The sequence below is a fragment of the Methanococcoides seepicolus genome, from assembly GCF_023684405.1.
GTDB classification, from domain to species: Archaea; Halobacteriota; Methanosarcinia; order Methanosarcinales; family Methanosarcinaceae; genus Methanococcoides; species Methanococcoides seepicolus.
Genome location: NZ_JAGSOI010000004.1, coordinates 74489 through 88937 on the forward strand (window position 1 = coordinate 74489; position 14449 = coordinate 88937).

The window sequence follows — 14449 nt, forward strand, 5'->3', positions numbered from 1 at the left end:
CTGAGATAAAAACGTTCATTCAAACTCTGAAAATTGACCAAATATCAATGTTTTTAAACGTATGTGAATAAATATAAAAAGCTTTTGGGAATTTCTTATATATAAGTTAGAAGATGGGAATACAAGATGTTATGACATGCAGAGGAAGACCAAAAAACCCCAGAAGAGTGGAATGTAACCCCGACATACTCTATTTCAAACCAAGAGGAGTAAAACTTATTGAACTGGAAGTAGTTTCTCTTGCATTAGAAGAGCTGGAAGCCCTGAGGCTGGTAGATCTTGAAGACTTGCAACAACAGGAAGCAGCAACAAAAATGGGGATCTCAAGACGTGCATTCTGGGAAGACCTGAAAAATGCAAGGAAAAAGATTGCACTGGCATTGACCACAGGTAAAGCTATTGAGATAAAGGGCGGAAACTATGTCAACATCAATGACCAGAAACGGTCAGAATAACCTATAACAGGAACAACATTATCACAAGGAGAATGAAAATGTCATCCAATATCCAATCATCAGAAAGCCTACTAAATGCCAAGCCTGAAGAACCAAAGCTCGTTACCAACCTCAGGGGAATTAAAAACAAGATAATGGTCATGAGCGGAAAGGGAGGTGTTGGCAAAAGCACTGTCTCTGCCAACCTTGCTGCGGCCCTTGCAGACCGCGGATACTCAGTGGGACTCCTTGACAGTGATATTCACGGACCGACCATCCCAAAGATGTTCGGCCTGGAGAATGAAAGACCTCTTGTAAGTGAAAAGGGTATTGTTCCCGTAAAAGTTAACGATAATCTGAAAATAATGTCAATAGGACTTCTCCTTGACAGCAACGATTCTCCAGTCGTCTGGAGAGGACCTGCAAAGATGAGTGCTATCAAGCAGTTCCTTGAAGAAGTGGACTGGGGAGTACTCGACTATCTTATCATTGACCTTCCGCCTGGAACAGGAGACGAACCATTGAGCATATCACAACTGATCGGCAACCTGACCGGTGCTATCGTTGTCACGACCCCTCAGGCTGTCGCCCTTACAAGTGTCAGAAAATCACTCAATTTTGCCAAAATAATAGAAGTACCGGTAATTGGGATGGTCGAGAACATGAGCGGAATCGTCTGCCCACACTGTGATGAGAAGATACATGTGTTCGGCTCAGGCGGAGTTGCAAAAGCAGCCGAGGACTTTGGCGTGAAAGTACTGGGCACATTACCTATCGAGACAGAAGTTGCATCTACGGGTGACAGCGGGAACGTACACATTGATATCAAGCGCGATTCAGAGTGGTACATCGGCTTTAACAAGGTCGTAGACGCTGTGGAAGAATTTGTTAAATGATATTAAAAGGACATGCCACTTTGTAAAATAAGTGCATGTCATCAATCCTTTTTTTTCTTTCTTTCTTTCGTCCCCCTCATTCATTTGTTCATTATCCACCCATCATCCCCCATTCTCACCTATCGGAATAATTATATAAGTCTTGACCTCCAGACAATTATCCATGGGTGGGAGTAAAGAACGGGGCAGCATAGATCGTCTTGATTTTAAAGACACAAATGAACTGATAGACGATGTATTGTACAATATGAACTGGCTGCTGAAAGAAAACGCGAATACACGCTTCAGCCCATCTGTCATTGATATGCATGTTGCATCACAGATCAAGAAAAGATATGCCCTTGAGAACCTCTACTCAAAGGAAGTTGCAGAAGCACATACAAAAGGAAATATCCACATACATGACCTGAGCAATCCTTTCAAACCTTATTGCAATGGAATTGATGCAAGGATCTTCTTACTCGACGGACTGAAATTCCCGGATTCCAGAAGCAATCCTGCAAAGCGATTTGATGCGGCCATATATCATGCAATGTCCTTCATGCTCCATTCCCAGCATTTTTTTGCAGGAGCGCAGGCCATCGATATGTTCAACTGGTTGCTCGCACCACATCTTCACTATTCCGATATTGATGAAGAAGAACTGCTCCAGATAATACAGGGATTCATGTTCCAGATGAACCAGTCAAACCGTATCGGCGCACAGAGTGCTTTCACGAATATCGGGCTTCGTATCAATTGCCCAGCCTCACTTGCGAACGAAAAAGCTGTTTACGGAGGAGAGTTCATTGAAAAGACGTACTCCTGTTTTAAGGAAGAGGCACGTGCGATCTACGGCGCATTCATGGATATTGCAGCAAAGGGTGATGCTGATGGACTGCCATTCACATTCCCACTTATCACAACTGCCATAACAAAGGACATTGACACCGAAGACCCGCTGTGGAAAAAAACAATGTATGCAACCTCATCCACTGGCGCCCCTTATTTCCTGAACCTGACAACCGATTATCTTGAAGAGAATACCACACAGGCAATGTGCTGTCGTCTGCTTGCCAGACACTCGGGAGGAGTGTGGACAGCAGGAGGGATGGGAAGCGGTTCCAACAAGATAGTTACTGTCAACCTGCCACGAGTTGCACTGGAAGCGGGAAATATGGATAGCTTTTTTAAAAGATTGGATGAGATACTGGAGATAACAAGGAAAGCACTGCTCGAAGGGCAGGAGATCATCAGGAGATCACTTTATGAATGGAAGATCCTGCCCTGGCTATTGCAGAGAACTGAAAATGACCTGCCATATTTCGATCATGGTTCGCGACACCTGACCTTCGGAATGGTCGGCCTCAATGAGTGCCTTTTGAACCTTACAGGGCAGGACATGATAGAACGACATGAGCTAGGAATGGAAATAACCCGCCATATGCTTGCGAAAATAGAAACATATTCAAGACAGGATGGAATTGAATATACTTTCGAACAAACACCTGCTGAAAGCACTGCACATCGACTTGCAATCCTTGACAGGTCTGCATATGGTGAAAAAGCACATGTCCAGGGCAGCCACGATGCTGCCTATTACACGAACTCTACCCATGTCCCCTACAGTTCAAAAATATCTCTTGCTGAAAAGATAAAGATAGAAGCCAATTTCCACCCATATTTTACAGGAGGCACTATCTGCCATATTTGGATGGGGGAAAGTTTCCCAGATCCGGAAGGGATGAGCGAACTAATAGAAAAGCTCTCAGGAACAGACCTCGCTTACTTTTGTTTCTCACCTGATTTTTCAGTATGTGAAAACAGGCATGTGTCCCGCGGGATAAATCTCGAGTGTCCTGTTTGTAATGGACCGGCAGTAGATCATGTATCAAGAGTTACCGGTTATTTTGGTCATGTAGAACAATGGAATCCGGGAAAACAGAAAGAGTACGAAGAAAGGCACAGGTATATTCTTCAGAGTAAAAACACTAAATAACGATGCATACATCTTTCAGCACATGGAAGAGATGATACAAAATGCATTTGGGTGGATAAGAGAACAGGAGATCACCACTGCAAAAGAATTATCACGCCTCATCACTGCATTCGAATTATGGGGTGTGGAAAATGACTTTCCTACAAAGCTCATCCAGCTTAAAAGTGAGAACAACTGGGACAATTCAATAAGAGAGACTGCGAGAGCTTGTTCCAGCCTTGTACCTTCCAACTTAAACCTTGAAAAGTGTGGGAAATGGTTGCTTTCCAAAAAGGAAAACAACGGTTCATGGGAAAACGATGTTTACGACACAACCTATGCATTAATAGCCCTTGCCGAGATGGGCATCCCTGAAACGAAGGGGTGTAAATGGCTTGTTGAGAACTATGGTGAAAAATGGGAACATGTGGGCACTACCTCCCTTATCGTCACCACTCTTGTAAAGCAGGAAGATCTGACAAAAGAGAAGCCTTTCGCTGACTTTATAGAAGAACGTGCCAAATGGATCTTGTCGGAAAGGGATAAAGACGGTGGTTGGAAATTCATCTCGACCAGCAATCTGGTAATACAGGCATTGGCTATTGTCGGTTTGAAAGAAGAACTTGACACATCGCTCAAATGGCTAATGTCCAGACAGAACAGCAATGGTTCATGGGGAAAGAATGAAGGAGATATTACTGCAACCGCACTTTCACTTATCACTTTGGGATATGCACATAGACAGTAGTCCCAACCGATTCCTTGCTTTCCACATGCACATCCCCACCATGCATATCAGCGAACTGCTTGACAAGTGAAAGACCAAGACCAGCTCCACCATACTGGCGTGAAGGAGAAGCATCTGCCTGATAGAATTGATCGAACAGATGACCCATCTTGTCCTCCGGAATACCAACCCCATTATCCCGAACACATAGTTCCAGCATATCATCGATTATCTGTGTGTGGACCTTCACATAACCATTTTTGGTTGAAAATTTCAATGAGTTATTCAGGAGGTTGTACAGTATCTGCTTGAACTTTGTCCTGTCAGCAGTGATCATGTCAACTCCATTATTGTGAACCGTGACAGAAACCTGTTTGCTCTTAGCAAAGTCCGACATCGACAACACAACTTCATTGATAGTGGGCGGGACAGAGAACTTCTCATAGGTAAGCCCAAGTTTACCAGCCTCTATTTTGGAGATATCAAGGATGTCCTGGATCAGATTGAGCAGATGAGTTCCACTGGAAGAAATATTCTTCAAATACTTGGTCTGTTTATCGTTCAACTGACCAAAGGTTTCAGTTAAAAGTACATCCGAAAAACCGATGACAGAATTAAGAGGAGTTCTGAGTTCATGGCTCATGTTAGCAAGAAATTCACTTTTAGTCCGGTTTGCATTTTCGGCCACTTCCATTGCCTGATGCATGATGATCTCTGATCTTTTACGTTCAGTTATGTCGATCACAGTATTCGAGATATATACCGGTTCGTTGTTATCATCCGTGATCACAAAACAATTCATGAGCGCCGGGAATTCACTGCCATCTTTTCGGACCCTGAGAACTTCATTCATATCATGACCTTTTAAAGCTTTTTGGAACTCAGCTTCACAGACCGCATCATCACTCCGAAGTAAAGAAATATGGGAGCCCACAAGCTCATCAACATCAAAGCCATGCATCTGTGCAAAACTTTCATTCACATAGAGGACCTTACCGCTGACATCTTTAATGGAAACACCATATCCAGCTCCATCAACGATGGTCTTGAAAAGCCGAACTTTCTGGTCCATCTCTTTCTGATCACTTATATCAAAGATGATACCATCAAAGAACATCAACTTCCCATTCTCAAAGATACCCCTACCTCTTTCGAACACATGGTGAACATTGCCCTTAGAATCAAGAACACGATACAGGATCGTAAAATAAGGACGGTCTTCTGTAAGGGATCTATCTATGGCATTAGCCACCATTTCAACGTCATCTGGATGGATGAGACTGGCATAAGTGCGGACGGAACTCCCAATGAGGTCCGATGCTGGATAACCACTTATCGAAGTTATTTCTTTACTAATATACTCCATGGTATAATCCGCATCATATTTGCAACGATATGTTGCACCCGGAATGTTCGCAACCAATGTCTCAAAACGATTTTCTTTTTCCTGAAGCTCTTTTTCTGCATTTTTTTGCTCAGTGATATCGCGGACAATTCCCTGCATGATATTTTTATCTTCATCGATAACTGAAACGCTTACCTCAACATCAATAATGCTACCATCAGCTTTCTTGAAACGAGATTCAAATCTGGACGAACCGTTTTTAATAACATCATCCAGATGTTCTTTTGCCTCGTATTCAAGACCATCAGGAAGTAGAACCCGAAGATCTTTGGTTTTGAAAACATCCTTTGAATAACCAATGAGTTCACATGCTTTGTTGTTCACATCGAGAATAGTACCATCAAAAGTGTGAATGAAGATCGCATCGTTCGAGTTCTCGAACAAGGACTTGAAACGATTTTTCCTATCAAGCAAAGCATTCCTTGCTTCAACATATGCACTTATGTCCCTTGTCCTACCCTGAATACAGATAGGAAGCTGGTTTTCATTGAGAACTATCTTGCCGGTAATATCAATTGGAAGCAAAGTACCATCTTTGCGGATAAGATCCGTTTCAAAGGCAACACCTTCGCCTTTTTTACACTTATCACTATTGACAAGGCTAATGACCATGTCAAATGCTTCCGGCGTAAAGAACATCGAAAGGTTAGAACCGATCACTTCATCTACTGAGTATCCTGTAACATCGAGCACTGAACGATTGACATAAGTAAAACACAAAGACATGTCCAGTTGCCATATGACATCGATCGTATTGTCAGCGAGGAGACGATACTTTTTTTCGCTTTCAAAAAGCTTATTATGAGTTGCCAGTTGCTCAGTTACATCCTTTATGATCACTATAAGACGGTCTTTGCTTTCAGGAACGAATGTAGCTTCAAGATCGTGCAATTCTCCCCCTAACTGAAGTTGATATTGCATATCGCCTGTGATCATAACGTCTTTGAGGCAGCTTTTTGCTTTCTCGGAAACGTCTGAAGGTAAAATATCACTTATGTTCTTGCCCATGAAATGTTCAGGCTCTACGAGTAATTGCACGCCTTCAGAAGAGTTGTAGCTTAATATGGCTCCATCTGCACTTACATGAAATAATATAAGATTTCTTGTCACCAATGATCCATCCAATATCAATTACTGTTAGAGAACATAGTTAACCACATATAATATCAAAATTTAAACCTACATTAGTAGTAGATCAAAATTTAGATGTACCATATGTAATATTATTCACATAATATATTAGGACATGGGATAACCATTTAAAATACCTCAAGAGACCTAAAAATAGATTTTAAAGTCTATAGTAATGTATCTAGTGTTTTAACTAATAGCACTATTCAAATCACTCAACCAAATGACAATATGAGGTGAACAAATGCTAAGTGAACTTGTTCTCAGGACCAGATCTTATAGAAGATTTAAACAGACTGAGGTTCCATCAAAAGAAATGTTAACAGAACTTGTCAATATTGCAAGAGTCTCAGCTTCAGCTACCAACAGCCAGCCACTGAAATATATAATTTCATCCGATCTGAGAACAAACGCAATGATATTCGAACAGCTTGGATGGGCAGGTTATCTTCACGAATGGAAAGGACCTGCGGAAGGAGAAAGACCAGCCGCTTACATCATTATACTCGATGATACGAGGATAAGACCCGATGCAAGATATGACGCAGGAATTGCTTTACAGAACATTCGCCTTGCGGCCATGGAAAAAGGTATTGGAAGCTGTGTCATTGGTTCTGTTAACAGGGAAGTGCTGAGAGAAGAACTTGATGTGCCTCCCGAACTCGAGATAATGCTTGTACTGGCAATGGGCATCCCGGCAGAAGAGATCGTTCTCGAGGAAACCGGAGAGGAACATGATATTAGATACTGGCGTGATGAGAACGGATGCCACCATGTTCCAAAGAGAGAACTGGAGGAAGTTCTGTTTAAAGTATACTGAAATAAATGCTGATAGAAAACAATAGAATATATAAAGAAAAAGACAGTAAGTAAAGCACTGATAGAACATATCCCATGAGATAGAGCTATCACACTTTCAAGATCACGGATGTGGAATAGATGGATGAGAAATTTATCAGATACCATGCAGATACAAATACTTACATTATCCGTAGGAAAGCCTTCTTTGAAAATAGCATCAAGATAGATGGCAACATGATCGTAGGGTCTGGTGCGAACTTCTGGAAAGATCTGGAAGTAAGTGGATCCCTACAGCTTGGAAAAGAATCATTTGTTAAAGGTAATATCAAAGCAAATGATGCCCTCATAAGCGCACGTTGCAAGATAAGTGGGAACATTGAGATTGTAAATAATCTTACAATGCTTGACAACGTAAAGGTTGGAGGATCGGCAATATGTGGAAATGAAATGTCCATCAGACCAGATTGTCAGGTAAAGTTCGTTAAAGCTGCTACTGCTTTAGAGCTTATAGGAAAGGTCGATATAAAAGAGATAGAATCCGGAACAAAGCTTATTGTTCGTTCCGAGATGTGATACACTTTTTAAAGTTAGTTACGTCGCTCCTCTGCCAGCATTTTCAAAAGCTGGTTACGTAACTCATTTGCCTCGGAACTTGTCCTTTCCCTAGGTCTTGGAAGATCAACGTTTATGACTTTCTTGATCCTGCCAGGTCTTGCGCTCATCACAACGATCTTGTCCGCAAGGAAAACCGCCTCGTCCACACTATGAGTCACGAAAACGATTGTTATCTGGTACTTTGCCCAAACCTGAAGCAGCTCTTTTTGCAAGGTGTTCCTTGTCTGTGCATCCAGAGCCCCGAACGGTTCGTCCATTAGAAGGACCTTGGGTTCGTTCGCAAGAGCTCGGGCAATGGCCACTCTCTGTCGCATTCCACCGGAAAGTTCATACGGATAACTGTTCCGGAACTGTTCAAGCCCTACGAGCTTTAAGTATTTTTCAGCTACTTCAAGTGTTTTGTTCTTGGAGATACCCTTCATTTGAGGCCCAAAGGTAATGTTCTGGATGACAGTCCTCCAGGGGAAAAGAGAATACTCCTGAAATACCATCCCTCTTGTCGAATCCGGAATGGTTATGTCCCCACCATCGAGGGTTATCTGTCCCTTATCCGGCATTTCAAGTCCTGCGATGGTCCTGAGAAGTGTTGTTTTTCCACAGCCCGAAGGACCTATGAAACAGACAAATTCCTTGTCCTTTATTTCAAGGTCAACATTATCAAGTGCAAGGGTGGACTCACCCTCCTCTTTCTCAAATGCCACCGAGATACCGGAGACTTTAACTTCACCCATTATACCACAACTCCTGCACGCCATTTAAGAAGCTGCCCATCGACATACCACCTGAACAGCCTGTCAATGAAAAGACCCAGGAAACCTAGTATCAGCATATAGACAAGAACGAAATCCATCTGGTGCAGGTAGTAATGCCACCAGATCTTGTAACCAAGCCCGTTCGTACTTACGCCGAACATCTCCGCTGCAACCAGACACATCCAGCCCACACCCATGGAAATACGGATGCCTGAAGCAATGGAAGGCAGGGCAGACGGTAATGCAACGTAGCGTATAAGTGACCCACTGCTCATGCAACCCAGCACTTTGGCAGCTTCCACATAGACCTTCGGAACGCTTTTGAAGCCATCGAATGTGTTGATGATAACAGGGAAGACCGCCCCTACAAAGACCACGAACCCCGCCGAAGTGTGGGTCAGACCGAACCAGACTATGGCAAAGGGGATCCATGCAAGTGGCGGAATAGGACGGATTATCTCGATAAGAGGGTCCAATGCACGGTTCACAATCTTGAACCAACCCATGGCCACCCCTATGGGTATACCTATTAAGAGTGCAGAAAGAATTCCAATTCCAAAATGAAGCAGACTTATTGCAAGATCAGTGAAGAGGATACCCCCTTCAATGATCCTGATAAAAGCGAACAGAACATCAGTAAAGCTTGGCAGGATAAACTTATTATTTACCACGAGGTCTGCTACCAGTTGCCATAGAACAATGGCCATTGTAACGGATAATAGTTCAATTCCCCTTTCACGTGGTCCTTTTGTGCCGTGTTTACTCATGTTACCTCCCGAATTATGAGGGATAAACCTCAATTCCGGCGGTTAAATGTTCTGTTCATTAATGTATGTTGCTGTTTACTCTTCAGAGATCTTCTCGTAGAAGCTCACGTCAAATATATCCTCTTCTGTAAGCTGGCTGTCGATATAACCAAGCTCATACTGGAAGTTTGCGTATTCCACTGTGGACTCTACAAGCGGACGTGGGTCAGCTGACCAGACACCATCCCAGTTTTCAAGGGACTGAAGGACAGTCGTATTGTCAACACCCTGCTTGTTAGCATATGTATTCGCTGCCTCTTCGATGTTGATATTGTCATACTCTATAGCCTTGATGTGGGTCTTTACGATCTGTTCGACCAGTTCAGGGTTGTTCCTGATAAGGTCACCACTGACCACAAGCACACAACATGCATGGTCTGCAAGTATTTCCCCGGATGCGACAACTGAACGACCGGAACCTTCCGCTTCAATGAACGTTGGTGCAGGGTGAGGTAAGAATACACCGTCTACCCGACCTGCTGCAAGAGCAGCGGTTGCATCTCCCGGACCCATTGCGACAACTTCGACGTCTGTACCAGGTTCAAGACCGTTATCGACCAACCAGTTCTTGAAGATGGTATCCTGTATCGTTCCCGGTGGGAAAGTTGCTATCTTTAGACCTTTAAGGTCTGCAGGACCATCATACTTGAACTCATTTCTGAGCACAAGGTCAGAACCCTGTGTGTTCACTGCTGCGACGATCTTTGCATCAAGTCCGGAACTGAGTGCGGAAATGACAGGTGCTGCTCCAACGTATGCAACATCAATGTTTCCTGCGATCATTGAATGCATCTCAGGAGTACCTGTTGGGAACTCGAATTCATTTATGCTCATGATACCAAATGGTGCAAGGTCCTCATGCCACCAGCCCTTCTCAAAGGCGGTCATGTATGATATCTGGTGTGTGCTTGGCTGATAGCCAATGTTTATTTCTGTCAATGCTTCATCATCTGGTGCGGAAGTACATCCTGACAGGAATACTGCTGCAACCAACATGATAGATATGAATGTAATTGCTGTGATTTTTTTCAGATCGATCCCTCCATAGATAGATATGTTACTATCATGCTATTTCATCGGAATACCCTATTTATAGATTGTCGTATCAACCGACATTATTTCCTAAAAGTATTAATACAAAGCTTAATATATCCTAAAAGAGTTAATACCCTTTATTGGAGGAGTGAGTACGAGCGTTGCAAATAAAGTGATAGATGCGGCTTTTGAGTCGGATGAAGCATTCCAGCACACATTGTTGAAAGTCATCAAGGAAGACCTTGAACTTACAGCCATTGAGTTCTCGGAATATGCGAACATTCCACCAAGCACACTTTATAAGCTCATGTCAGGAAACAGGGAACCGAACATGAGAACACTCCGTCAGATAGTTAAAACCATCAAGACCATCGAGGGTTCCGACAAGGGTGATTTCATTGCGGTTATCGCTGCACGTCCTGTGCTGGATAATATCAGTGAGACAAAGAGGAAAATAGGAGGGACGCTCTGCACCATCAGAGAATATTCCGCCACCACAATGGAAGAGGCTATCATCGCCGCTGTCCGTGCTGAAAGGGAAGGAGCGAAAGCCCTTGTATGTGCGCCCATAGTCAGCCCCACAATAGAAAAGATCATCCGTATCCCTGTTGCGACAATAATGCCGAAGAACAGTGTTATCGTGGCTATCGAGGCTGTTGCACGCAAGATAGAGTAAAGAACCTTAAAAGTTCTACTTTTTTTAATATATTGAAACTATGCGATCAGCTTTGCTTATCGTTAAATGAAAACAGATAAGAGCATAAAAAAAGAGATGATGCCGACACCTTTGCCGGCAACATCATATATGTATCCTTACTTGCCCCTTGAAAGCAGACTGGATAGCTTCTCAGAAAGTACTGCTGCTGCTTCACCTGCTTTTGCACCTGCTGTTGATACGGTCCAGCCGCCTGCGGTAAACAGATAGGCTGCCCCACCAAGAACTGCAATTGCTGCACCACCAAGCAGATAGGTAACTGTGCTTGTACCCTTGACAACTTCAACTGTTGCGGTCATGCCACCTACTTTCACAAGATAGGTTCCCGGTTCACCGGCAGTGTACTCGAACTCCACCGGAGCGGATTCGCCAACACCGAGTGAGATCTCCTGTGTAGCTGTAGTATTGTCATTGACAAGGAGCTCTACGGTGTAAGAACCTGCTGCTTTGCCATTGTTGACAGCATCCAACTTGACCTTCACATCTTTCCCGGTCTTGACCTCAAGGGGAGTGACCACAAGGTTGCTGAACTCGAACTTTGCTTCAAGCTCCTTGACCTCGATATTTTCCTCTGCATCAAGGAAACCCTCCTTCTCGGCAGTTATCTTGTGCATACCTATCTCTTTCAGGACATCGGTCACAACACCGTCACTGTCAGTGTCACCAATGGATTTTCCGTCTATGGTAACATCCACATCTTCAAGGGCATCTCCACCAATGGATTTGACAACTGTAAAAGTTACCAGGTTGCCCTCATAGATCACTTCAGGTGAAAATTCAATGCTCATCTTCCTCGACTCATCATCAGGGGAGATAACTTCAAGGGATGCTTCACCGTTGGTATAACCGTCCTTTTCAGCAGTGATATCGTATTTTCCATCTGCATGGAAAGTATAGTCAACCTCGCCTTCATCGTCAGTGGTGCCAAGCACAATGCTTCCCGCCTTCACGGTCGCACCGTTGACAAGAGAACCGCGTGATGTCACGGTCACAGTGATCTTGTCACCTTCACTGACAATTTCAGGTTCTACCCCCACATCAAGTGAATCAGCAGGTTCTGTGCTTATCTCAACGAATGGATAATAGCGTACAACATCAGAATCTGCGACCTTGAACTTGATCTCGCCCATGATCTCGATCTCGTCTCCCTTTGAGAGTGAGATGGAATCATCGTTCTTCATTTCGATCTTTGCGGAACTGACACTTGTTACTTCCATCTCACCATAGTTATCACCAGTGTTTATCTCTTCATATTCATCAGATATCTGGAAGATACCTTCAACGAAAACAGCCGTTGATTCCCGCCCACTGAATATCTCGTCAAAGTTCACAACGATGATAGGCACATCGTCAACATCTCCAAAGTCTTTCTCATATATGTAGGGATTACCTGAAGAGACTACGGTACTCTCAATGCTCTTGCCATCCTTACTAAGCTCAATGAGTACTTTGTCACCGTCCATGTTCACTTCAATAATGTCCAGTGAATAACCTTCCTCAAGGATGAGTGATGAACCACCAAAAACAGATTTCTTGTCATCATCATCGATCAATACCTTTGAAAGCTGACCTTTGGACATCAGGCTTATAGCATCATTACTGCCACTGCCAAATGCATCTTTAGGATAACCAACAAAGTACTTCTCTGCCATGAATCCGATGACATCATAGTTATTCTTCCAGCCAGAATATTCAAAGCTGACATTTGAAGGAGTGGTGGTATAAACCAGACCACCGTCATCGATATTTCTGCCATTTAATGTAAGGTTGAGGGATTCGGTGCCAATACCTTCATCGATATTGTAATAGAAACCTTCGAAATTAAGCGGTGTCCATCTAAGACCTTTGTTCTCGGCAATAGTACCCCTAAGTTCATAGGTACCAGGCTCGGACATGTCAACAAATGGTGCAAATCTGAGATCACTATCATCTGCGACAATGAACTTGAGTTTACCCATTATATCAACAATATCGCCTTTATCAAGACCGATCGAATCTTCATTCTCCATTGTGATCTTGGTAGAACTTATGGTTTTGACTTCCATTGCACCGTATTCATCACCTTTGTTAATGTCCTCATATTCATCAGATATCTGGAAGATACCTTCAATGAAAACAGCGCTTGATTCCCTCCCACTGAATATCTCAGCGAAGTTCACTGCTATGATAGGCACATCATCAAGGTCGCCGAGGTCCTTTTCATAAACATAGGGATTGCCAGAGGAAACTACCATTTCATCTACTTCATCCCCGTCCTTGGAGAGTGAAACGAAAACCCGATCACCGTTCACATCAAGCTCTACAATACTAAGCACATAGCCTTCCTCAAGTACAAGCCCTGTACCGCCATAGAATCTATCCTTGTCATCGCTATCGATGAGCACCTTTGTCAGATGACCTTTGGACATCAAGCTTATTGCACCATCCTTTGAAACATCTGAATGAGTACTGGAAGTATACCCTGCAAAGTATTTCTCTGCCATGAAACCAATGACCTCGTAAGATCCCCATGCACCATACTCGAAATCAGTTTCGATAGGTGTTGTTTCATATTCAAGATCACCATCTCCGATGTTCCTGTCGGAATCACTGTCAAGATGGATGGTCATGGTCTCTGAACCAAGACCGGATTCAAGGTCATAGAAGAAACCGGAATAGCTCAATGCATTCCAGGTGTAATTAGTGGACTGTCCGGCATTTGCATCCCAGATACGGTCACCAGAGTAGTAAGTTGCAGGATGGACAGTTACAGTTGAGACACTGGTATTTATCGGGAATGTGCCATCAGAAGCACCAAAGAAGTAATCATGATCACCAATAATCAACGATGATGTATTGTAAGAATATTTTATACCATCTTCAGGGTCATTATTATCCATTTTAATCATGTCATGGTCATCACCGTCAATATTGACGATCATATAATCTGATGCATTGTTATCAGAGTCGACATATGTGATATTAAAGAAGAATGTAGAACCTACAGTTTCATCTGGAACTCCAGTAACACTTTCATCCTCAAATGAAGGAGGATGATTAGCGACATCTACTTCGAATGTCTTTAATGAAGTAGGAGTTGCACTTTCCGTACCATCGGATGCAGTGAATTGGAAGTTATGAGTATCAACTGGAAAACCTCCTACAGTGCGATAATAGTCCTTACCATCTGTAACAT

The 14449-nt window shown here is 43.2% G+C and carries 12 protein-coding genes; 7 read left to right on the forward strand and 5 right to left on the reverse strand.

The window, feature by feature from the left end; translation table 11 throughout:
- The first annotated feature begins 131 nt into the window (after positions 1-131).
- The 4 genes from KDK67_RS01940 (at position 132) to KDK67_RS01955 (ending at position 4035) form a co-directional block, all read left to right on the forward strand.
- Positions 132-455, forward strand: a complete 324-nt coding sequence (locus tag KDK67_RS01940; RefSeq protein ID WP_420846915.1) for a DUF134 domain-containing protein — start codon at positions 132-134, stop codon at positions 453-455.
- Between the two features lie 38 nt (positions 456-493).
- Positions 494-1330, forward strand: coding sequence for an Mrp/NBP35 family ATP-binding protein (locus tag KDK67_RS01945; protein WP_250867158.1), 837 nt, complete (start codon positions 494-496; stop codon positions 1328-1330).
- Between the two features lie 163 nt (positions 1331-1493).
- Positions 1494-3308, forward strand: coding sequence for an anaerobic ribonucleoside-triphosphate reductase (nrdD, locus tag KDK67_RS01950; protein WP_250867159.1), 1815 nt, complete (start codon positions 1494-1496; stop codon positions 3306-3308).
- A 22-nt stretch (positions 3309-3330) separates the two neighbouring features.
- Positions 3331-4035 carry a prenyltransferase/squalene oxidase repeat-containing protein gene (locus KDK67_RS01955; protein WP_250867160.1) on the forward strand — a complete coding sequence of 235 codons (705 nt, stop codon included), beginning with the start codon at positions 3331-3333 and terminating at the stop codon, positions 4033-4035.
- Here the strand turns inward: KDK67_RS01955 and KDK67_RS01960 are convergent.
- The gene (locus KDK67_RS01960) at positions 4007-6529 is read right to left on the reverse strand and encodes a PAS domain-containing sensor histidine kinase (protein ID WP_250867161.1); all 2523 of its coding nucleotides are present in this window, start codon (positions 6527-6529) and stop codon (positions 4007-4009) included. The genes KDK67_RS01955 and KDK67_RS01960 overlap by 29 nt on opposite strands.
- 265 nt (positions 6530-6794) lie before the next feature.
- Between KDK67_RS01960 and KDK67_RS01965 the strand changes: the two genes are divergently transcribed.
- Together KDK67_RS01965 and KDK67_RS01970 are read left to right on the forward strand one after the other, a co-directional pair.
- Positions 6795-7370, forward strand: a complete 576-nt coding sequence (locus KDK67_RS01965) for a nitroreductase family protein (protein WP_250867162.1) — start codon at positions 6795-6797, stop codon at positions 7368-7370.
- A 119-nt stretch (positions 7371-7489) separates the two neighbouring features.
- Positions 7490-7924: a bactofilin family protein gene (locus KDK67_RS01970; RefSeq protein WP_250867163.1), complete on the forward strand. Its 435-nt coding sequence runs from the start codon at positions 7490-7492 to the stop codon at positions 7922-7924.
- A 14-nt stretch (positions 7925-7938) separates the two neighbouring features.
- On the opposite strand, the gene KDK67_RS01975 is transcribed toward KDK67_RS01970, so the two are convergent.
- From KDK67_RS01975 to KDK67_RS01985, 3 genes are all read right to left on the reverse strand, one after another.
- Positions 7939-8697: an ABC transporter ATP-binding protein gene (locus KDK67_RS01975; RefSeq protein WP_250867164.1), complete on the reverse strand. Its 759-nt coding sequence runs from the start codon at positions 8695-8697 to the stop codon at positions 7939-7941.
- The gene (locus KDK67_RS01980; RefSeq protein WP_250867165.1) at positions 8697-9485 is read right to left on the reverse strand and encodes an ABC transporter permease; all 789 of its coding nucleotides are present in this window, start codon (positions 9483-9485) and stop codon (positions 8697-8699) included. Before KDK67_RS01980 ends, KDK67_RS01975 begins: the two co-directional genes overlap by 1 nt.
- Positions 9486-9560: 75 nt before the next feature.
- Entirely contained in the window at positions 9561-10520 is a 960-nt protein-coding gene (locus KDK67_RS01985; RefSeq protein ID WP_250867166.1) for an ABC transporter substrate-binding protein, read from the reverse strand.
- A gap of 187 nt (positions 10521-10707) precedes the next feature.
- Here KDK67_RS01985 and KDK67_RS01990 point away from each other — a divergent pair, with 187 nt between their 5' ends.
- Positions 10708-11235 carry a helix-turn-helix domain-containing protein gene (locus KDK67_RS01990; protein ID WP_250867167.1) on the forward strand — a complete coding sequence of 176 codons (528 nt, stop codon included), beginning with the start codon at positions 10708-10710 and terminating at the stop codon, positions 11233-11235.
- A gap of 137 nt (positions 11236-11372) precedes the next feature.
- On the opposite strand, the gene KDK67_RS01995 is transcribed toward KDK67_RS01990, so the two are convergent.
- On the reverse strand, positions 11373-14449 hold a 3077-nt coding region (locus tag KDK67_RS01995), incomplete at its 5' end, for an S-layer protein domain-containing protein (protein ID WP_250867168.1).